This is a genomic window from Virgibacillus natechei, from assembly GCF_026013645.1.
In the GTDB taxonomy this organism is placed as follows: domain Bacteria; phylum Bacillota; class Bacilli; order Bacillales; family Amphibacillaceae; genus Virgibacillus_L; species Virgibacillus_L natechei.
The window spans coordinates 3,360,175-3,381,761 of sequence record NZ_CP110224.1 but is presented as its reverse complement, the minus strand read 5'-3'; the positions used below and the strand labels follow the sequence as shown (position 1 = coordinate 3,381,761).

The 21,587-nt window shown below is 40.3% G+C and carries 19 protein-coding genes, 2 pseudogenes and 1 riboswitch; of the genes and pseudogenes, 10 read left to right on the top strand and 11 right to left on the bottom strand.

The genetic code is table 11. From position 1 onward, the window contains the following. Positions 1 to 3: 3 nt before the first annotated feature. A complete protein-coding gene (locus tag OLD84_RS16945; protein WP_209464694.1) occupies positions 4 to 3,066 on the top strand; it encodes an efflux RND transporter permease subunit in 3,063 nt (1,020 codons plus the stop codon). Positions 3,067 to 3,448: 382 nt separating this feature from the next. Next, positions 3,449 to 3,766, top strand: coding sequence for a hypothetical protein (locus tag OLD84_RS16940; protein ID WP_209464693.1), 318 nt, complete (start codon positions 3,449 to 3,451; stop codon positions 3,764 to 3,766). 1,064 nt (positions 3,767 to 4,830) lie between these two features. On the opposite strand, the gene OLD84_RS16935 is transcribed toward OLD84_RS16940, so the two are convergent. The 5 genes and pseudogenes from OLD84_RS16935 to OLD84_RS16915 form a co-directional block, all read right to left on the bottom strand. Then, positions 4,831 to 5,454 (bottom strand): cyclase family protein, encoded by a 624-nt coding sequence (locus OLD84_RS16935; protein ID WP_209464551.1) that lies wholly within the window; start codon positions 5,452 to 5,454, stop codon positions 4,831 to 4,833. 20 nt (positions 5,455 to 5,474) lie between these two features. Continuing rightward, complete coding sequence (gene zwf, locus OLD84_RS16930) at positions 5,475 to 6,953, bottom strand: glucose-6-phosphate dehydrogenase (RefSeq protein WP_390336651.1); 1,479 nt, start codon at positions 6,951 to 6,953, stop codon at positions 5,475 to 5,477. Between the two features lie 102 nt (positions 6,954 to 7,055). Next, positions 7,056 to 7,496: pseudogene (locus OLD84_RS16925) on the bottom strand (threonine/serine exporter family protein); the annotation flags it as partial. 18 nt (positions 7,497 to 7,514) lie between these two features. Then, the gene (locus tag OLD84_RS16920) at positions 7,515 to 8,258 is read right to left on the bottom strand and encodes a threonine/serine exporter family protein (RefSeq protein WP_209464548.1); all 744 of its coding nucleotides are present in this window, start codon (positions 8,256 to 8,258) and stop codon (positions 7,515 to 7,517) included. Between the two features lie 159 nt (positions 8,259 to 8,417). Further along, positions 8,418 to 8,822, bottom strand: a complete 405-nt coding sequence (locus OLD84_RS16915; protein WP_209464547.1) for a hypothetical protein — start codon at positions 8,820 to 8,822, stop codon at positions 8,418 to 8,420. Between the two features lie 625 nt (positions 8,823 to 9,447). Between OLD84_RS16915 and OLD84_RS16910 the strand changes: the two are divergent. The 3 genes and pseudogenes from OLD84_RS16910 (at position 9,448) to OLD84_RS19370 (ending at position 11,191) form a co-directional block, all read left to right on the top strand. After that, positions 9,448 to 10,357: pseudogene (locus OLD84_RS16910) on the top strand (PhzF family phenazine biosynthesis protein). A 124-nt stretch (positions 10,358 to 10,481) separates the two neighbouring features. Then, positions 10,482 to 10,661 (top strand): hypothetical protein, encoded by a 180-nt coding sequence (locus OLD84_RS16905; RefSeq protein ID WP_209464546.1) that lies wholly within the window; start codon positions 10,482 to 10,484, stop codon positions 10,659 to 10,661. A gap of 368 nt (positions 10,662 to 11,029) precedes the next feature. Continuing rightward, positions 11,030 to 11,191: a hypothetical protein gene (locus tag OLD84_RS19370; RefSeq protein WP_319961477.1), complete on the top strand. Its 162-nt coding sequence runs from the start codon at positions 11,030 to 11,032 to the stop codon at positions 11,189 to 11,191. Between the two features lie 197 nt (positions 11,192 to 11,388). On the opposite strand, the gene OLD84_RS16895 is transcribed toward OLD84_RS19370, so the two are convergent. The 3 genes from OLD84_RS16895 to OLD84_RS16885 are packed head-to-tail and all read right to left on the bottom strand — an operon-like array spanning position 11,389 to position 13,932. Beyond that, positions 11,389 to 12,117, bottom strand: a complete 729-nt coding sequence (locus tag OLD84_RS16895; RefSeq protein WP_209464545.1) for an ABC transporter ATP-binding protein — start codon at positions 12,115 to 12,117, stop codon at positions 11,389 to 11,391. Then, positions 12,114 to 12,878, bottom strand: a complete 765-nt coding sequence (locus tag OLD84_RS16890; protein ID WP_209464544.1) for an ABC transporter permease — start codon at positions 12,876 to 12,878, stop codon at positions 12,114 to 12,116. The genes OLD84_RS16895 and OLD84_RS16890 overlap by 4 nt, the downstream gene beginning before the upstream one ends. 52 nt (positions 12,879 to 12,930) lie before the next feature. Continuing rightward, the gene (locus OLD84_RS16885; protein WP_209464543.1) at positions 12,931 to 13,932 is read right to left on the bottom strand and encodes an ABC transporter substrate-binding protein; all 1,002 of its coding nucleotides are present in this window, start codon (positions 13,930 to 13,932) and stop codon (positions 12,931 to 12,933) included. Between the two features lie 100 nt (positions 13,933 to 14,032). Next, a riboswitch (TPP riboswitch) is annotated at positions 14,033 to 14,142 on the bottom strand. Between the two features lie 238 nt (positions 14,143 to 14,380). Between OLD84_RS16885 and OLD84_RS16880 the strand changes: the two genes are divergently transcribed. After that, entirely contained in the window at positions 14,381 to 15,466 is a 1,086-nt protein-coding gene (locus tag OLD84_RS16880) for a glycosyltransferase family 4 protein (RefSeq protein WP_209464542.1), read from the top strand. A gap of 188 nt (positions 15,467 to 15,654) precedes the next feature. Here OLD84_RS16880 and OLD84_RS16875 read toward each other — a convergent pair whose 3' ends face one another. Continuing rightward, complete coding sequence (locus OLD84_RS16875; RefSeq protein WP_209464541.1) at positions 15,655 to 16,260, bottom strand: hypothetical protein; 606 nt, start codon at positions 16,258 to 16,260, stop codon at positions 15,655 to 15,657. 523 nt (positions 16,261 to 16,783) lie between these two features. Here OLD84_RS16875 and OLD84_RS16870 point away from each other — a divergent pair. The 3 genes from OLD84_RS16870 (at position 16,784) to OLD84_RS16860 (ending at position 18,565) form a co-directional block, all read left to right on the top strand. Beyond that, the gene (locus OLD84_RS16870) at positions 16,784 to 17,560 is read left to right on the top strand and encodes a HipA domain-containing protein (RefSeq protein ID WP_319962312.1); all 777 of its coding nucleotides are present in this window, start codon (positions 16,784 to 16,786) and stop codon (positions 17,558 to 17,560) included. Beyond that, complete coding sequence (locus tag OLD84_RS16865; protein WP_209464540.1) at positions 17,557 to 18,306, top strand: HIRAN domain-containing protein; 750 nt, start codon at positions 17,557 to 17,559, stop codon at positions 18,304 to 18,306. Before OLD84_RS16870 ends, OLD84_RS16865 begins: the two co-directional genes overlap by 4 nt. Before the next feature lie 64 nt (positions 18,307 to 18,370). Next, the gene (locus OLD84_RS16860) at positions 18,371 to 18,565 is read left to right on the top strand and encodes a hypothetical protein (RefSeq protein ID WP_209464539.1); all 195 of its coding nucleotides are present in this window, start codon (positions 18,371 to 18,373) and stop codon (positions 18,563 to 18,565) included. A gap of 192 nt (positions 18,566 to 18,757) precedes the next feature. On the opposite strand, the gene OLD84_RS16855 is transcribed toward OLD84_RS16860, so the two are convergent. Next, positions 18,758 to 19,792 carry a dipeptidase gene (locus OLD84_RS16855; RefSeq protein WP_245301691.1) on the bottom strand — a complete coding sequence of 345 codons (1,035 nt, stop codon included), beginning with the start codon at positions 19,790 to 19,792 and terminating at the stop codon, positions 18,758 to 18,760. 240 nt (positions 19,793 to 20,032) lie between these two features. Between OLD84_RS16855 and OLD84_RS19535 the strand changes: the two genes are divergently transcribed. Next, entirely contained in the window at positions 20,033 to 20,224 is a 192-nt protein-coding gene (locus tag OLD84_RS19535; protein ID WP_390336652.1) for a PIN domain-containing protein, read from the top strand. A gap of 321 nt (positions 20,225 to 20,545) precedes the next feature. On the opposite strand, the gene OLD84_RS16850 is transcribed toward OLD84_RS19535, so the two are convergent. Next, on the bottom strand, positions 20,546 to 20,992 hold the full coding sequence (locus OLD84_RS16850) for a flavodoxin domain-containing protein (protein ID WP_209464538.1): 447 nt from the start codon (positions 20,990 to 20,992) through the stop codon (positions 20,546 to 20,548). Positions 20,993 to 21,587 lie beyond the last annotated feature (595 nt).

The window sequence follows — 21,587 nt, the reverse complement described above, 5'->3', positions numbered from 1 at the left end:
ATTTTGAAGCTTGTAAAAACATCCGTAAAACGTCCTGTTGGCGTAATTATACTTGCATTAGCTATTATAGCATTTGGTTTAGTAAGTGTTCGTGATTTAGCTGTTGACCTATTTCCGGAAATTGAGCTACCTATAGCTGTTGTCGCAACATCTTATGGCGAGGCAGCACCACAGGACGTGGAAAGTTTAGTTAGTGAGCCAATTGAAGCGGCGGTTAGCTCGGTCGAAGGGATTGAAACCGTTCAGTCCCAATCCCAATCCGGTTCATCACTTGTCATGTTGATGTTCAGCAGTGGGACAGATTTAGATCAAGCATTACTCGATGTTCGTGAAAGTGTCGATCAAGTGGGAGCAATGCTACCAGATCAGGCCGGCGACCCGAATATTATGCGGTTCAATCCAGATCAAATGCCTATTGTCACACTAGGTTTAACTGGGGGAGATACGGAAGCGTTAACTGATGTTGCCAATGATGACATTGTTCCATACTTTGAACGTCAGGAAGGTGTGGCTTCTGTAACGGTTGAAGGCGGTAGAGAGAGCGAAGTTCAACTCGTTCTTGATCCAGAAAAACTACAACAATACGGTGTCTCGGAGCAAGTAATTGCACAGGCACTGAACAGTTCGAATCAATCAGCTTCTGTGGGGAATGTAGAAAGAGGCGATAAAGATCTTCAAATGCGTGTGACAGGTGAGTTTGAATCGCTCGAGGATATCGAACGAACGATTATTCAAACAGAAACAGAAACAACTGTTTATGTAGAAGATATTGCAGAGGTTAACGAGACAGTTAAGGAAACCTCTGAAACAACACTTGTAAACGGGGAACAATCCATTGTTTTATCCATCATGAAGAATTCAGATGCCAATACAGTTGGTGTTGCAGAAGTAATTCGGGACGGAATGGATGAATTAAATGAGGATATGGTTTCAGATGTGAATTTGGAAATGGTTATGGATACATCTGAATTCATTGAAATGTCCATTGATTCCGTTATACAAAATATTTTAATAGCAGGAGCTATAGCTATATTTGTTCTGCTCCTATTCTTAAAAAGTGTTCGAGCGACACTTGTAGTTGGAGTTTCGATTCCGATCGCACTTGTCTCGACATTTGCTTTATTGTATTTCTCTGGTCAAACGTTAAATGTATTAACGTTGGGTGGATTAGCACTAGGGATAGGGATGATGGTCGATAGTGCGATTGTTATTATAGAACATATTGATACGTATAGGAAACGTGGTTATGGTGCAGTTGAATCAGCAATTAAAGGCGCCTCAGAACTGGCACCAGCAGTAATTGCATCTACCACAACAACATTAGTCGTATTTCTACCAATCATCTATGTGGAAGGAATTGCATCAGATCTATTTACACCACTTGCTTTAGCTGTGTCGTTTGCCTTAATAACGTCGCTTGCTGCAGCGATTACACTCGTACCAATGCTTTCATCGAAATTGTTAACGAAAGCAATGGAGAATAATGGTCGTCGTTATTGGTTCGACCGTTTTCTGGAATGGCTGAGGGATAAATATCAAGTTGTGCTGGAATGGGCGCTTCACCACAGGAAGACAACGATTGCAGGAACAGTTCTTGCAATTGCAGGAAGCTTGGCATTAACCCCGCTTATCGGTGCTGAATTGATTCCAGGTTCAGATGAAGGGCAAATGCAAATCCGAGTAGAGACTGTTCCTGGAAATTCAGCGGAATACATGGAAGCTAAGATTGAGCAAGTAGAAGAAGAAATCCAAGGCTATGGAGACATAATTGAAACCAATTTTGTTAGCTATGGCGGTGGCGGCATGATGGGGGGAAGTGCAAATACAGCCTCTTATACGATACTGTTAGTCCCCGCAGGAGAACGAGATCAAACAACTTCTGAATTTGTTCAAGAAGTAGATGAAGACCTTCAAGGGATTGTAGGGGCCGAAATCACCGTTAGTGAGATGAGTGACATGGACATGGGGAACCCGATTCAGATTCAGTTAAATGGTCCAGAACATGACGTGTTACGTGAATTATCGGATCAGGTAGTGAACAGGATAGATACAGTAGAAGGTGTCTTTAATCCAGAAACGGGTGCGGCTGAAGGTGTTCCGCAGATGAACATCGAAATCGATGATGATCAGGCGGCAATGTATGGATTAAACCAAGAACAGATCTTAGGTCAAGTTCAAACGAAATTCACAGGTCAGGTTGTCACGCAAATAAGTGAAGAAGGGCAAGAGATAGATGTAACGATGTTATATCCAGAAGACGAACGCAGTACAATCCGTGATTTGCAGGACATGAATATTCAATCTCAAACAGGTAGTACCATACCGCTTGAGGAAGTTGCTTCATTTAATGAAGTGCAAGGACCTGTAGCATTGACACGCGAGAATCAGCAACCACAATCCAATATATCCAGTGATATCACTGGACGTGATCTAGGCAGTGTTGTTTCGGATGTTGAAGATGAACTTGCAAACATGAGCTTGCCAGAAGGATATAGCTATGAAATTGGAGGCCAGGCAGAGGATATGGCTGAATCTTTCACAGAACTAGCATTAGCACTGGTTTTCTCGATATTCCTAGTTTATGCTGTTATGGCAATTCAGTTTGAAAACTTCCTATTTCCATTAATCATTATGTTCGCATTGCCAGCAACCGTGGTTGGTGTTATGATCGGCCTGTTCGTTACAGGGTTGCCGCTGAGTGTAGTGGCCTTAATGGGGGTAATCATGCTTGCCGGTATTGTCGTTAATAACTCGATCGTACTCGTAGACTACATGAATATACTCAGACGAAATGGCATGGACAGATATGAAGCAATTATCGAAGCAGGACGCACCAGGTTGCGACCGATTCTAATGATGACATTAACAACTGTATTAGCAATGATTCCAATTGCACTTGCATTAGGAGAAGGCGCAGAATTACAGCAGCCTTTAGCCGTAACCATTATATTTGGACTCAGTGTTTCAAGTATCTTTACACTAGTGCTTATACCAGTTGTGTACTCCATGTTTGATGATTTATCACAAAAAATAACGGGAAAACGTAAGAAAAAAGAAGAAGCATAAGTTTTGAAAAAGCTCCTCACGTACCGTAAAGGGCGTGCGTGAGGTCGAGAAAAATTCCTTTTACAGGAGTCAATTAGTTGCTAATTGACTCCTGATTTTTTTTGCCCGAGGGAATGTATATACTTGTGTGGTCATTATATCTGCCAGAAGTGAATTTTATCGCAGTTTAACGGACAGTCATCAAGAATGGAATTTTCACCAATAATGATGAAAATGGTTTGTTTTCATAGGAGTAAAACCCATTAGTGAAATAGAATTATTTTGTTTACCTTTACCATTTTCTACTAAATTTCTCTCCCATATCCTAAACAGTAATGTGTTATTTTTCACCTATAGGGAATAGTATAATATGGATTTATTTTAATTTTTCGGAGGAGATAATATGTCTTTATCAAGGGTGATGAGATGGATTACTGGCGTGTTGGAAGCGTTGCTTGGTATTCCATTTTTAGGTGGAATTTATATATTAAGTCAGGCATGGACGCCCCTTATTGTCATGCTGTTTCTTCATATCGTTACATGGATTCTTACACATAGGGATAGGGGAACAACTGCCGGTAGTATTTTGGGGGTTATAACGTCGGTCATAGCATGGATTCCACTTGTTGGGATGATCATGCATATCATAACAGCTATCGTATTATTCCTAACAGCGTCGCGACCCGATCCTGAACCGAGGAGGGTCATATTGAATGACTGAATCGGGAGGGAATGGTCTTAAACGGGAGAGCGACTGTCGCTCGAGTGAGGCAGTCTCCCGCTCGCTCGAGCACCAGAAGTCCAAGGTCGAGCGAGAGGATGGCTAGATCGAGCGCCACCTCTCCAAGTTCGATCCTCAGCCTTCAAAATTGTCACTGCCGATCGAATGAGACACCTTCTGGCTCGAGTAGATGCTTCTGTCGCTCGAGTGAGGCAATCTCCCGCTCGCTCGAGCACCAGGAGTCCAAGGTCGAGCGAGAGGATGGCTAGATCGAGCGCCACCTCTCCAAGTTCGATCCCCAGCCTTCAAAATTGTCACTGCCGATCGAATGAGACACCTTCTGGCTCGAGTAGATGCTTCTGTCGCTCGAGTGAGGCAATCTCCCGCTCGCTCGAGCACCAATATACTGTTTAAAATTCTTGATCATATCGTCTACTTATGAGGACACGCTCCATTTCATGGATGATTTTATTATAGTACATTCTCTCTATTACGTATCCATTTTTAAGTCTCACTCTAAGAAGCGCTAAATCGGGAGAGGCCCACCCTAACGAAAAGAACAAAAGCGCAAGCGCCCGTTTAGCAACGTACAAACTGCGCTCAGCGCTGCGGGTGGTTCAACGTTGCCACGCAAAGTGGCGGTTTTAGTTGAACTTCCACTCCGCAATGAGATAAAGGAAACATGCCCCTTCATAGGGGTATGCCGGCGTTGGGCGCAAAGCCCGGTTTTAGTCGGCCTTCCTTAAGACAAGTGAGTAGATGTTGACTTTCACCACAAGGGTATAAGTGCGACTAAGCCTCTGGCAGAGCCAATCGGCAAGTCTTCTTTTCACCCACAGGGCATAAGTGCGACTTTACTTCTGCCTACGCCTCCGGCTTGGCAATCAGTAAGTCTTCTTTATCGTAGTGGAGGAGTGTGAAGTTTGATAGTTGCTGGGCGCTGGAGCTGGACGTGGCTATTCCAGTGTATAAGTTTTATCCACAGCTTTTAAATTCTGTAGTTTCCTATGCAATAAAAAAAGGCTGCCGCGATCCAGCGGCGCCTTTCTCATAACTCTATTCCATTATGTTACTGACAATCCTTCAAAAAGCAATATGCGTGCTGGTGCTGCATCTGTTCCTTCTAATTTAAGGGGAGCTGCAACCATGAAGTATTCGCCTTCTGGAACTTCCGCTAAACGTAATCCTTCTATAACAATCACGTTATGTTGAAAAAGCGAACGGTGTGTCGGATGTCCTTCCTGGCTTCGCTCAATTCCAAGGCCATCCACGCCTACTCCTGTGATGCCGATCTCAGCAAGGTAGCTTGCGGCATCTTCCGCAACGAAAATGAATTCATAATCTGACGCACCTTCAAAAGAATTTTTTGTTTGAAAAAGGACGAAATCATCTTTTTCAATTGAAAATCCTTCAATATCCTTCTTTGTAATTCGATCTTCCACATGTGTTAGGTCAAATAGCTTTGCCTGTCGAACCAAATCTTCCATTTGAATAGTTTCCATTGTATCCCCGTCATTGATCATGTGTAGGGGGGAATCGATATGTGTTCCAGTGTGAAGGTCGATATCCATACGTGATTCCGTTACGTGTCCATTTGTAACGGTGTTTAACTTTGGCTGTTTCTCCTGCTTGTTTTTATAAGTAGGCATTCCTTCAAAAATAGTTGCTGTAACGTCATACATCTTCATCTAAAAAACACTCCTTTGATTTACGTAATCGACCACCAATGGTGACCATTCTTTTCTAGTAATTCGTCCGCTTCTTTCGGTCCCATGGATCCGGAAGCATAATTTGGGAAATCTGGCTCTTTCTTCTCCCACGCTTGTAAAATCGAATCAATATAGGACCATGAATAAGCAACCTCGTCCCAGTGTGTGAAGTTTGTCGCATCCCCCAGCATGCAGTCATACAAAAGTTTTTCATATGCTTCTGGTGTATTGATGCTATGTGCACCATTATTATTATAGGAAAGCTGAATCGGCTGAGCAACAGAACCATGGCCTGTTTTCTTCGCATTTAAATATAGCGTAATTCCCTCATTGGGCTGAATATTAATGACCAATAAATTGGGGTTTCTGTCCGATTCATCCTGGTGATATAAATTCATCGGTATATCCTTAAATTCGACCACGATATTGATCGATTTTTCGGCCATACGTTTGCCTGTTCGAATATAAAAAGGAATACCAGCCCAGCGAAAGTTATCAATCATTATTTTACCGGCTACATATGTTTCTGTATTTGAATTCGCTAATTCCTCTGCTTCTTCCCGGTAACCGTGTAACTGTTCACCGTTTAAAACACCATCGTCATATTGACCACGTACGAAGGATTCATCCACTTCGTCGCTTTTGATGGGACGGATTGCACGAAGCGCCTTGATTTTCTCAGAACGGATTTCATCGGTGGTTAGCTTAATTGGTGGCTCCATGGCGAGTAGCGCAACCATTTGCAGCATATGGTTTTGTACCATGTCCCGAGTTGCTCCCGAATGATCGTAATAACGTGCACGATCCTCGACTCCGAGCGATTCGCTGGAAGTGACCTGAATGTTTGAAATAAACCGGTTGTTCCATAGATGCTCAAATATCCCATTTGCAAAACGAATGACTTCGATATTTTGCACCATCTCTTTCCCTAAATAATGATCGATTCGATAAATTTGATCCTCATCAAATGCTTCACGAATTTGGTTATTGAGAAGTTGAGCAGATGGTAAATCATGTCCAAACGGTTTCTCGATAACAAGCCTTGCCCAGCCAGCATTATCTTTAAGGCAATATGTTTTCAAGTTAATCGCAATCGTTCCAAAAAATTCTGGCGCCATTGCAAGGTAAAAAATTCGGTTGCCTTCTGTATGGTACATGCCCTCCAATTCCAGGATTAAGTCATTTAACCCCTGATAGGAACCGGAGTCAGTAACATCAAACGACTGATAATAAAAATGTGATTTGAAATGTTCCAAATCTTCTCTGGAAGAGAATGCATCTTCAATCGATTCACCTACTTTATCGCGTAAAATTTCATTGCTCCACGATCTACGCGCAAGACCAATCACAGCAAAGTCTTCACTAATTTTACCGCTCTGATAAAGACGATATATAGAAGGGAATAGTTTACGTTTCGCCAAATCCCCTGTTGCTCCGAAAATAACGATAATTGCTTTTGGATTTTGTTGATTATTCAATAGAAATTCCCTCATTTCGAAATAGATACAATGATTTTATTCTACCGTAGTTAAACGAACAAGTAAAATCTCCACTTTGAAAATGGAGGTGGAGGATATCATCTAAACTTTTGCGATAATTTTCCTCACAATTTGATTCCCTGCTTCAGAAAAAACCAACCCCATCGCGATAGCTCCTGCCAACAGCATGACTTGTGCGGACAATTGTACGGCATTATAGTAATCATTTTGGACAAAATGGTGCATCGCATCATACGCAATTCCACCAGGTACGAGCGGGATAATGCCAGACACATTAAAAATAATAACGGGGGTTTTAAACAGCTTTGCGCAAATTTGGCTCAAGACCGCAACAAGCATAGCCGCAAAGATTGTCGCAGGAACAGCTTCCAACCCAACACTGGTTAATGTGTAATATAAAATCCAACCAGACATCCCGGTAAGCCCACATTGAATCAGGGCTTGCCGAGGCGCGTTAAATAAAATACCGAACCCAGCGGCAGCTATAAAGCTCATAACGAGTTGCGTTATAATTGTCATGTTCTCGCTCCTCCTCCTGACCTAAAGAAATCCAACGATAACAGCTACACCGGCACCAATTGCAAAAGCCGTCAACAGCGCCTCCACTCCTTTGGAAAGACCAGCTACCAAATGTCCAGCCATCAGATCACGAACAGCATTGGTGATATGGAGCCCAGGTACCAGAGGCATTACCGCACCAATAATTATATTGTCCAGTTCTGATCCGAATCCAATGCTAATAAACAAAACAGCAAGTAATCCGATAACGAAGGCTCCGAAAAACTCAGAAATGAAGCGAATATTGACCAGTTTATCAAAACCAATCATCCCTGAAAATCCAGCACCGCCAGCAATAAAAGCAGGTATGAAATCAGGCCAGGTTCCGCCAAACATGATAGAAAAAGCTCCGCTCACAAACGCGGCTGCGATGATCTGCATCCATGCGGGAAATGTTAATTTAGCATGCTCAATACGTTCCAACATCATGAATGCTTCATCCACTTCCAACTTCCCAGCCGTAATCTTTCTAGAAACACGATTCACTTCTGCTATTTTATGTAGATCCGTCGAGCGTGTCGTGATTCGCATGAAATTCGTGTACGCTGAAAAATCCACGGAAAAATTAACCCCAGTTGGCGTCGCATAGCTTTGCGCATTTTCAAGACCATAAAAAGCAGCGATTCGATTCATCGTATCCTCCACGCGATACGTCTCTGCTCCACTTTTAAGCATGATTTTCCCTGCAAGCAAACATACTTTTGCAGTCGACACATCTTTCGTCATAGCACGACCTCACTTTCCAACCACCATTTTAAGAGATAAGCCATTTAGGGGGTGAAAAATGGCCCTCCTATTGCACGAAAACCTGCGATGACAGATGTTCCTTGGGCATCAAATCACACGGTAGAAAAAACAGCCCCCAAATCGAGAACTGTCCATCGATCATGGTGCCATCATGAAAATCCCGACAAGCGCCATAATCGGAATGGCATTCACGAGCGCGATACTAATCGTTGCAAAGGAATTAACCGTATTTCTAGCATGATCCTCTACATCGACGCGTCTTTGTGAGTTAATAAAGAAGACAGCCATCCCCATAAATAGAAGGATAATAAAGCCAGGTATGTACAATTCACTTACTTCTTCTACGGGGCTCAATTCGATAAATCCATAAACCATTAATAAAATTGGAATGATTTCACTAACCGCAACACCGATCATAAAGTTAATTTGCACCTTATTAACCTGTGTAGGATCTTCCTTCAATTTCTCTAAATTCTTTTTAAAAAGAAATAAAATAGGAATCACAGCCAAAACGGCTGCAACAACAAAAATGTATGCCATCATCACGAAACGACCCCTTCATATGAACTGACCATCATTTTACCACATGCCTAACCATTGCTCAATCCAATACGCCTGCCTAACTTGGCCCTCTGCCCCGTTGAACTTTTGATCTAAAGGGTTGTTTCGTTGTAAAAGGACTTACTTAATGAAAGAGCACCGTGTATACTGAATTTATAAAAATAATTGAAATGTACATAAACGGCGGTTAGGAAAAGGAAAGTAGTGTATAAAAATTGGCTTATCTGGTGCGTTTCTTAATAATTTATTTTTGCATAGGAAACTATAGAATTTAAATGCTGTGGATAACTTATATACTGGAATAGCCACGTCCAGCTCCGGCGCCCAGCGACTAGCGCGACTTCCTTCACCTCCGTACGATAAAGAAGACTTGCCGATTGGCTCCGCCAGAGGCTTAGTCGCACTTATACCCTTGTGGTGAAAGTCAACATCGGCTCCTTTCGTCGCCGTGTTTCCTTTATCTCCTCCGGCTCAGTCCAGTCCGTACGTCGCTAAACGGGCGCTTGCGCTTTTGTTCTTGCTAAAGTCGCAGTTTAATGGAATAAGAAATTAGTAGTAAATGGTAATATTACAAGATGATTTTAATACGACATTGGGGGAATGTATGGTGAAGTCCGTAAAGGTTTATCATTACGATGCGTTTAGTAAAGAGTCTGATAAGGGAAATCCAGCGGGAGTAGTTTTAAACGGGGATGAATTAACAGATGCACAGATGCAAGAAATTGCTTTCAAAGTAGGATTTAACGAAACGGCTTTTCCGGTTCAATCAAAAGTGGCAGACCTTAAAATGCGTTTTTTTACACCAGGTCACGAAATGGATTTGTGTGGCCATGCAACAATGGCAACAGTTTATGCGTTAAAAACGAAAGGACTATTAGGTGAAAAAAAAAGACTTAACAATTGAAACAAGGGCAGGAATTTTGCCTATAACGATTAATTCGACTTCTGAAAAGGAAATTTCTATAACGATGAACCAGGCATCACCAAAATTTGCAGAATTCAAAGGTTCAAAAAGAGATTTAGCTAACTCGATAGGATTAGAAGAAACCGACATTGAAGATAATTTACCAATTCTATATGGAAGTACAGGTACTTGGACATTATTAATCCCAATAAAAAACATAGATGCTTTTAAAAAAATGAAACCAAATAATAAAGATTTTCCTGCTATTTTGAAGGAAATGCCTAAATCATCTGTTCATCCATTTTGTACAGAAACTTATGACTCTGATGCTGACATGCATGCTCGACATTTCTCTTCACCGTATTCAGGCACTGTTGAGGATGCAGTAACAGGTACTGCTTCAGGGGTAATGGGTTCTTTTTATGCTAAATACATAAGTAACAATTTCAAAGAATCACTAACTCTTCTCGTTGAGCAGGGGCATGAAATTGAAAAAGACGGTCGGGTAGAAGTGCAGGTTTCTAAAACGGGTGAATCTTATGATGTACAAATTACTGGAAATGCTGTCCGTGTTAAAGATTTTGATATTATTTTAGCAGATAAGAAAGCATAAAAACTTTCTTACTGCATAAGTGCAACTTGGCTTATCGGCATAAAGCTTGGCGACTTTGTGAAGAAGTGTCCTTACGATAACTGGTGCAATTGTTACATTAGATAAATGCATAAGGAGGCTAACAATGAATAAATATTATCGAAATATTATTATCATCATATTTATCGTGATCATCTTCTTAATGCTATTCGCTTATTGGCTTAATCTAAATTTTGGTTATGGTCAACTATTTCTAATCATAGCAGGAGGGTATGGTATCTACCTTAACCTGAATGCTCAAATAAAAAAGCGAAAACAAACGTGAAAATTTAATTAGAACTTGATATGCTACTTTAATGGAACAACGACGATAAATTATGGCAATGGCTCTCACCCAAAAAGGTCAGATCAAGCAATTATATACAATATATGGCGGATGTCATGGTTTAATAAACACTATATATTGTGCTTAAGAATCTTTTTTTGTACGGAGTCGACCTTTTTGGGAACTAACCTTTATTTCCTTAATATTTACTTTTTGAATATTATGTTATTATGTAGATAGAGCAAATGAAGTAAAGGGGCGTGATAAGCATGGAATGGTCAGAGGTTAGAAATTTATACCCAAATCAATTTGTTAAATTAAAAGTGTTATCGTCTCGCATAAAAAATGAGTAAGAATTTATTGAAGATGTGGCTGTAATTACGCCAGTATCAGATCACTTGGCAACAAAAGAACTGTTGAAATCAAAAGGCGATGAGTTGGTTTACCATACCGCCAATGAGAGTATTGTACTTGAAATCCGTCAAGATGTTGGATTAAGGAGATTCGACTACCTTGAAAATCAAGCATAAATACGGGTTACTTTTAGACTTGTTAATGAAGGCAGAATTTACAATTGATTTAAAGCAGTTTCGAATGGACAGAAACGATTAAAGAGAACCTAAAAAAGAAAAAGGGTTCTCTTTTGTGATTTAATAGCTTGATAACATTAGAATCATCTGCCAAGTTTTCTTAAATGGATTCTTTTTATTCAATGTAAAATATAGCCTCAATTCAAAGCTATATCCAGTACATACCTCTTCCAGTCCAGAAATTCAGGTGTGAGCATAATAGCTTCATCCCTCGGTCTTGAAAAAGGGATCGAAATCTCTTTTTTTATGTGGGCAGGATTGCTTGATAGAATAATAATTTTGTCTGATAAAAACAGTGCTTCCTCAATGTTATGGGTGATAAATAGTACGGATTGCTGATTTTCTTCCCAAGTGGTTAGAAGCCATTTTTGCATATCCATCCTTGTGAAATCATCAAGCGCAGAGAATGGCTCGTCCAAGCACATAAAGGCTTGCGGACTTAACAGCGCGCGAATAAAGGCGACGCGCTGCTTCATGCCACCGGATAGTTCGTGTGGATAGGCATGGGTAACGTCACCAAGTCCAGCTTTTTCTAGCATCTCCATGGCGCGGTCTGTTTCCTTTTGGCCGTTGAGTTCCTGGCCAAGCAGTACGTTTTGCATGATGGTACGCCACGGGAAAAGGGAAGGTTGCTGCGGCATGTAGCTAATAGTACCGCTTTTATTCGTTATCCGTTCTTCGTTCATCCATATGTCACCACTGTCAGGTGCTAATAATCCACCAATTAAGCTGAACAATGTACTTTTTCCGCTTCCAGAGGGCCCAATTAAGGATACGAATTCTCCGTCCGCTACATCAAATGAAAGACTATCTAGTATTTGTTTATCCCCAAAGGATTTGCTGACATCCCTTATAGAAAGATTCATCGTTGTTCTCCTTTCTTTTGCCATCGTATCAGGAGTCTCTCCAGTAAAATAATGAGCCCGAAAATAGCTAAACTGAGCAACATCACAACGATGATCGCTACAAACACACGAGGTGTCCGGTAAGAGGAAGTAGCTAATGTCATAAACACACCAATTCCTTCTTGCGCTCCAAGCCATTCCGATATAACGGCAGCCATCACGCTGTAGGTGCCTGCTATTTTTAAACCAGAAAAAATAGCAGGCAGGGCGTGTGGTAATTCCAATTTCCAGAATAGCTGTGATTTGCTCGCACCCATCATTTTCATATAATGAAGCAATTCCCGGTTGGTCTGCTGGAATCCGCCTATAGCAGAAACGGCGACTGGGAAAAAACAAGCCAACGTAATAACGATTAATTTCGGTAGGGAGCCAAATCCGAACCAAATGACGAGCAATGGTGCAAGTACAATAGTCGGCACGTTCTGGGATAAAATTAAAAATGGATAAAACGTTTCCCGTACACGTGGTAAAAGATGTAAAAGGGCGGCTATGACCAAGCCAATTGTCGCTCCAATAAGAAGTCCCGAAACAGATAACGTTAGCGTTGCATAGAAATGAGGAAGAAAGTCGGGTAAAACATCTCTTCCCTCGAGAACGATGTCGGTTGGAGCAGGAAGTATCCAGTCCTCTATGTCAAAAACAATGGTGACGAGCTGCCAGAAGCCAATAAAGATAAGGATGGCAATCAGCGGCCGCCATCCTCTTTTCAACATGTTTTTCATCGGTATTTCCCCGTTAATGTATCCATCGTCATCCCCATGTTAACAACGCCCCTTATTCTGCTTTATGCGGTAAGAAATCATTGGTAAATGCATCTCCTGCTTCCACTTCCTCGTCAATTATCCCATTTTCAAACATCCAATCAGCATAATCTTCCCACCTCGATGCCTCTTGTACACCCCAATTTTCCGCGTCATCCTGGTATCTTGGAGATATCCATTCCTGACTACTATAAACCAAATCCGGATCTAGATCTGACTCCTGTTCGATTAAGATTTCAGCGGATTCCTCTGGCTTTTCAATGGCATCCTCATAGCCTTGTGTTGCAGCATGTACAAATGCCTCAACAGTTTCCGTGTCCGTTTCGATCATTGCTTCACTCGTTGCTAGAATTGGTGTATATAAATCGAGCTCGTTCGCAAAATCTCGAAGGTAGACCATGTTCATTTCTTCTTCTCTTAATTCTGCTTCAATCCCTGTCCAGCCATAATAAACAGTGGAGAAATCGACATCACGTTGTACAGCAGTGAAAAAGTCCGCATCGCCAATGTTGATGAAATCTACTTGATCAATAGCAGCGTTTTCCTGGTTCATAATCGTCTCCATGTTCGCCTCTTCAAGAGGGGTGCCAAGACCACCGTAAATACGGCCTTCAAAATCAGCAGGTTCTGTAATATCTTTATCAACCGGTGACATATAACCAGCCGTATTATGTTGAATAACAGCTGCAATGGAAACGAGTGGTAACCCTTCCGCACGTGCTTGTGTGATACGTTCTTGATAACTTACACCGAAATCAGCCTCACCTGATGCAATCAGTTGATTTGCTCCAGCTTCACCAGGTAACATAATTTCAACATCTAATCCTTGTTCTGCAAAATAACCCTTTTCCTTCGCGACATAAATCCCAGTGTGGTTTGTATTCGGCGTCCAGTCCAGCGCAAAAGAAACAGGTGTTAGGTCATTTCCTTCGCCATCAGATTGTCCACCACCATCCCCACAAGCCGCGAGAACAACCAATAATAGTGCTACGAATGTAAAATATAACTTCTTCATTTTTCTTCCTCCCCATTAAATAAACCGCTGTTTTTCAACCATATAAAAAATGCGCCAAAGGTTAGCCCTTAGCGCATGGGAATAAACATCATCATCTCGTGTAAAATATGACTATGTTCCCTCCGCTGGCACCAACCAGATCAGGTTCCAAGGGTCAGTATCTTACGGATACAGTCTCAGCCAGCAAAACCGGCCCCCCTACATGAATGAAAATTATTGTATCGGATCAAAAAAACTTTTGAACCTGCGAACATTATAACACGTTAAAAAATAGTATGCCACAGAATAAGCGGAGATGTAAAGCGCTTTTCGAAGAATGGGCACAAGGATGATCTGATGTTGTCGAATAAAGTTAAATTTGCATATGTATGTACGTATTCGCTATAATCGGAGGAAGATCATAAACGATAACATCGCTGATAGTCATCACGAATTTTAGGAGAACTCTATGTTTAATTATGTCGAACTATTTATCGCGTTTCTAATTGCATTAGTAGCGACGTTACTTGTAACCTATCCCGTAAAAAAAATGGCGATTAAACTCAGAGCAGTTGATCTGCCAAATAGAAGGAAAATACATACAGAAGTTACACCGAGACTAGGTGGAATAGCCATCTTTATTGGTGCTTTTTTAGGTGCGCTATATTTACAGCCAGCTCATGAACATTTACCGGAAATTTTGCTTGGAGCAATTGTTATCCTCGTAACAGGCGCACTCGATGATCGCTATAGCATCAGGCCTGTCGTCAAGCTTACTGGGCAACTTATTGCTGCATCTTTTCTAATTTCGTCGGGGTTAATCATTGAACGCATTACCTTGCCATTTATCGGTATGATTGATCTTGGTTTCTTCAGTGTTCTCATTACCGTACTATGGGTCGTTGGGATCACCAATGCGATCAATCTCATCGATGGATTGGACGGCTTGGCAACAGGGGTATCCACCTTTGCTTTAGCCAGTATTTTTATTATGGCGCTCATCGACACGCAAATGATGGTCGCGTATTTATGCATCGTCTTAATCGGGGCAAATATCGGGTTTTTATACCACAATTTTTACCCCGCAAAAATCTATATGGGCGATACAGGGTCCAATTTTTTAGGCTACATGATTGCAGTCGTTTCCATGCTTGGTCTATTTAAAAACATCGCACTATTCGGCTTCATCATACCAGTTGTCATTTTAGCGGTACCGATATTTGACACACTGTTAGCCATCGTACGAAGAGCTTATAATAAAGAGAGCATCATGATCGCTGATAACAAGCACCTCCATTATCAATTGATAGCCGGCGGGTACAGCCACCGAAAAGCAGTCCTGATCATCTACGCCTTCAGCGCCCTATTCGGTGGATTAGCCATTCTATTTTCCTTTGGAACGATCACAACCGCACTTATCGTAACAGCCTTTGTACTCGTGTTATTACATATATTTGCCGAACTAGCAGGTGTCGTAATGGGCGGCAAACGACCAGTAGTCGATAGGTTACGAAAACTATTATGGAAAATGAAGAAGAGTAGAGACCGTGAATAAATGGGATCGTGAATAAGTGCCTGTCACTTCCCGGTTTTTGTCATAATATGTCGAATGCGAAATGTCAACTTTGAAAGTGCTGCTTCACATGAATGAGACCCTATGTGCAATTATAAATCCTAAATCAAAGTGACAGGCTCCTTTTGGGTGCCTGTCACTTTTCTGTCATTTCACATCAGAATATCCCTTCAAGCATTAAAGGAAATATAACTCATCAAAATGATGAAGAAAAATAATGTTTCAAGATTAATTATATACGGGTTTGGTTTTACCTTTGAAAATAACTTAATTCGTTTTACTAAGCTTTTATCCAGCAATATCACTAAATAATAAAAAAGTAATAAACTGAATAAAAACATAAGACCTGCCATTACCATTTCGCCACTATTCCAGAAAGTGATTCCTAAAAAGATTGCCCAAATACACTTGAAAACACCTAACAATGATTCAAACGGATTAGATAATGTTGCCATCATATAATTCCCTTGTTCATCTGTAATTGATTTATCATCATTATGTTTTACTAAATATGTAATATGACCTGTTTGGAGCGCCATTGTGATCACTAACATAATTAAATATACGAAGCCAAATATAGTACCTACTTGTAGAATCTCCGAATTTAGTAATTGATTTAACGCCAATGGTAAAGGTAGCCACATTGCATACATCAATGCCATTAATATATGTATAAAGGCAAATTCATTATTTTTCATCATTTTTTGAACTGTGAAAATAATTGTTAAAAATAGTAAAACTCCAATCCAGCCTAAAGTCATTGTAGAAATTAACATGAGATTCTCCTTAGGATTATTAAGATTATTTATTCTTTTTCGTTAATTCATGCACTTTAGTTTAACATGGATACTCAGAATATAGTAGGAGAAGTGCCTTTAATTTTTCTGTTTATTGGCGTCAAACGACCAATAGTTGGTAAGTTAGGTAAAATGCAGATGAACGGCACTACTCGGTGCTGAGCGTCGCTAAATACTCTTTTTATAGGATCTGCTAGTTGTGAGTTTGCAGTTAAGGAAATATAAAAACATTCTTACTGCATAAGTGCAACTAAGGCTGTCACCTAAAGGCTTGGTGACAGCCAAGTTTCTAATAGTGGTTTAAGTCATAGATTTAATATGAGCTATCAGAAATCTTAAACAAATAAAATGTGTATTGTGAATGGTATGTGTTAAAATATACATATTATGATATAAGAAGGACGATTATTTGTGTATAAAGATATCAGTGAGTGGGATCTTTTAGGATACGGTGGTAAGAGTACGTTAGAAAAAGAAGAAATAATGTCACCAGACGGGTTATATAATTAAATACCCAAGGGAAGTTGAACTTGGTACTTCATGGGAGGACATTACTGAATTAATAGCATCTAGGATCGGAAATATTTTGGGATTACAAATGATGAAAGTTGAAATGGTTACTAGAAAAGGCAGGAGGGGTTGTCTCCTTAAGAATTTTGTTAAAGAGAACCGTGCTGATATGAATAGTGAAGGCGGCGCTCTATTAGCTAATCTAGTGGAGTATGAGGAATTACAAGAATCATCATTAATAAATAATGATCTGATTGACGCTGGTTTCAGGATGATTCAGCATTTTAAATATTGGGAACTAATAAAATCTGATTTTATTAACATGCAGATTTTTGATATTCTTATTGGTAATCAAGATAGGCACCCTTATAATTGGATGCTTTTGTTCTTCAATGATGGAGATGTTAAATTCTCTCCAATATACGATAATGGCGCTTCATTAGGTTGGAGATTTACGGATGAGAAATTAATGACGATGGTTACAGATCCAGCAATGAATAAATACACAAAAAATACAAAGTTAAAAGCAGGTTTATTTGAACGAAAAAGTGTAAAGGGAAAGGATTTATTAGTATATATCAATAAACATTTTCCGGAGGAATGTGAAAGAAGTATTCAAAATCTAATTACTTTTGACATGGAAGAATATTCTCAGTTCATTAATTCCTTAAATATATTAAGTCAAGCACAGATGAAATGGCTATTACATATAATACCATTTCGAAAAAGAAAAATTCTAGAATGGTTAGGAAGGGAGGAAGAGCAATGAGTGATGTACAAACACTTCTTGTCGTCTGGCAAAATGAAAGTCAACGATTGTTTTATCATATAGGAACACTTTCTTACTATAATGGGTACTATGAGTTTGTTTATACAAATCAAGAACAGGGTTACCGTAAATTAAAGGATGCTTTAGAAAATGGTTATATGTTACACCCAGCATTCCCTGATAAGGAAAAAACGTATGTATCTAAAAAATTATTTCCAACTTTTGATCATCGATTACCATCTGCGGACCGTTTAGATTTTAAGGCGATTTTATTAGACTTAGGTTTGGATGAGAATGCTTCTAAAATGGATGTTTTAAAACAGACTAGGGGACGGTTAGCCAATGACTCATATTCCTTTGAGCAACCTCTTCGTCATACAGGTGATGGTAAATTACATTCAAACTTTTTTATTCACGGAATGCGATATCAAAATTTGCCAGAGGATTGGTCTTCTTTATTGACTTTAAATGAGAAATTAAAACTGAAGCAAGAACCTTTAAATGAGTATGATTCTAATGCTGTTGCAGTGTACAAATACAATGAGGAAAAAATTGGCTATATTCCTGCCTTTTATAGTAAAGCCATCTTCTCTTTAATGGAAGAGGGAGCGGTGCCTATAGCAACTGTCACTTATATTAATGAAAAATCAACACCGCATTGGTGGCTAAAGGTAGATTTCGAATGTGAAATACCAACATTGACAGGCTCAGCCTCCCATGAATTAGAACCCATGATGCAAATGTAAATCCTAGTCCAAATCATAGAAGGGATGAATGCAATGCATACCGTAAAACAGGGAGGTTCAAACAATGAAAAATGAACCAACTATGTTAAAAAAGGATATACATTGGCAGACTGAAGAATGTGCATATGTCGTTCGAAACGTCCTCTATCTTAAAGCTGATCACGATGGAGAAGAGATGCTGGATTTCGATGTTTCAGTAACAATAACTACATTACGTAATCTTATGGTTGAGAAAGCCATCCCACATGATCTGAATTAGGAAGAATTTGCTGATATTGAATTTTAGACTTTAGGAGAAGTGCCTGTCACTTCCCGGTTTTTGTCATAATATGTCGAATGCGAAGTTCCATAATTATAAATCCCAATTCAAAGTGACAGGCTCCTTTTGGATACCTGTCACTTTTCGGTTTTATCGTAATGAAGTTTTACTTGATCCATTCTTTCCTACCATCTAGGAAAGGATTTCATCATACACACGCAACATATTTTGACCGTAAATCTTTAATATGGATTCCTTTTCAAAACCTCTCTCTAACAGTGCATGTGTTAGGTCCTCTAACTTCCCGTGATCCTTTAGAATATCAAATGCTTTTCGTTTTTTTCCAAGTACGATATATTTATTCAACATGTCACATAAATCCAGACCGATACCAATATGATCAACACCAACGATCGTGGTCATGTGTTCAATATGGTCGACTAACTTTTCTATTGTAGCTTCCTCTGGTTTTATAGAAGCGATCGTGCTAATTGCGTTAATTCCGGCAACGCCACCAGACTTCGCAACTTGCCGTAATTGTTCATCCGTCAAATTCCGCGGTGTCTCAGCGATCTCTCGTGCATTGGAATGAGAAGCAATCACGGGTTGATGGGAAGAGGCGATAATATCTTGAAATCCCTCATCATTAATGTGCGTGACATCCATAATCATTCCGAGTCTCTCCGCTTCAGCAATCACAGATAGACCAAAATCGGATAAACCACCCGTAGCTTGACGTGTCGTGAAGTTGAATGCACAGCCGTCACCAGCCGCATTTCTTCTGCTCCACGTGAGTCCGATCATTCGAACCCCTAATTCATAAAATACACGAACGAGATTTACGTCACTGTGGAGCGGTTCGACGCCTTCAAATGAAAGCATAATCCCAACTTTTCCACTTTGCTTCGCCTGCTTAATATCTTGCACATTTTTGCATAACATGATCTTATCCGGCGATTCCTCAATCTCAGCATATAGAGACCTGACCTGGTCTAACGCCTTATGCAGTGCCATTTCAGGCAACTGGCTATTATCTAGAAAAATGGAAGACACAATAACATCCCACGAACCTTTAGTGAAATGGGGAAGATGGTCGGTTTCAATTACCTGTGTTCTCCCCAGTTCTCGCTGCGCAGCCACGTCAAAAAGAAGGTCAAAGTGCGCATCAATCGTAATTGCTTCCGCGTGTATTTCATCTATTAATTGTTTAGTGGTTTCTGTGCTCATTCGCTTATCCTCCTAACAAATGAAAATTTCATTCCTTCTATAGTATGTAGTATTTGTTAATTGAATCATATTCAAAGAAGAAAAAGAAGTGAAAAGATTGATCGGGTGCCTGTCACTTCCCGTTTTTTGTCATAATATGTCGAATATATAAGGTAAATTTCGAATTTGAAATATTGGGTGGCTATGACTCCCTGATGTTGAGACGAGAGATACGCTAATAATAATAACTGAATTCTTCAATTGGGTAAGTCAATTAACACTAGAGGGCTGGACAGAACTAATATAGAGAATATTAATGATCCTGATGATCAAATGTTTGTGGAAGCTGCATATTCATCTAATGCCACTCATATAATCACATTAGATAAAAAGGGTGGAATTTTAGATTTGGAAAACACACCATTCGATTGCTATACTCCACAGATTATTTAGAGTATTTGGGATTTTAATATAAGATTGAGATAAAAAACAAGCACTTCACATTGAATTGTGGGGTGTTTTTTTATGTCATCTTTTGGCGTGCCACTTCTCGATCAAGAAAGTCACCACTAAAACAGGGACTTCCTTCTATGTTGATGAAATCAGCAACGCGGAGATCAAGTTTAGAGAGTAGAGTCGTACGCGGAATGAGTCGCTTTGGCCGCGGAACAAACGTCTGTGACAGCGGGAAGAATCGCCCTTACCGTGGAACAAACGCCTGTGACCGCTGAACGAACAGCTGTAATCGCTGAACGAAGTACACTCCAATGAACCTTATTTCGTCAATTCACTCAAGAATCCATCCGCAAACTGCTTGCAATGCTCGATATCTTTATTATCAGGTTCGAGCTCTATTTTTAATTTTTCTTCATAGACTTTTCCATTTTGTTTTTCTGCCTTCATAGCCATCGTGTCAAGTGCTGGGCCGTATATATCGTAATAGGAGTCACATGAGCCAAATACCCCGACCAGCTTCCCTGTTAAGTCGACTTCATCCATATCATCGTGGAATCCATCCACTTCAAATGGAATGTCATCATCCCATGAGTAGGAGCCAATCAATATTCCATCAAAAGCCTTCAATTCTTTCGCCTCGATCGGATCGAAATCGAATGTTTTTAGGACTGTATCATGGCGATCTTGTATATGCTCAACGATTGCCTCTGCCATCATTTCTGTGCTGCCTGTCAAGCTCGCGTATAGTACTAGAATTCTAGCCATTTACTAACCATCTCCTTCAAGTGAAAACCTACCTATAGTATACATCTTAATGAGAATCGTTTTCAATTAAGACGGATTGGTCGGGGTGCCGTAACTTCCCGAATTTTCCATGATCTCCCTATCATTTAAAAGCCAAATGAGGAGATCGAGATTAAGAATAGGGAGTAAAGTCGTACGCTGGACGGGACGCTCTGACCGCGGAACAAACTGTTGTGAGCGCTGGACGGAACGTTCATTTCGCAGGATAAACAGCTGCAACCGCTGAACGACACGCTCCGTCCGCGGAACGAACTACTATGAGCGCCGGGCGGAACGGAGACCACATCCGCATCTCAAATCTAGTAACTCGACCTACCCACCAAAAATAACCACGAATTCTCCCACAAACCAGCCATGCATTCTCATCCCACCATGTCGCACCAACCCCCATCCTGCAGTATCCTATCAAAAAAAGACGTAATTTATAGCACATATCAAACTTTTTACCCGTGTCATTTGGCACTGTTGGAATAATGGGAACTCTCGTAAAATTAATAGAGTCAGAAAATTAAGTCTAAAAAAACTTATAATAGAGAGGAGGATTTGGGGCAAGGAA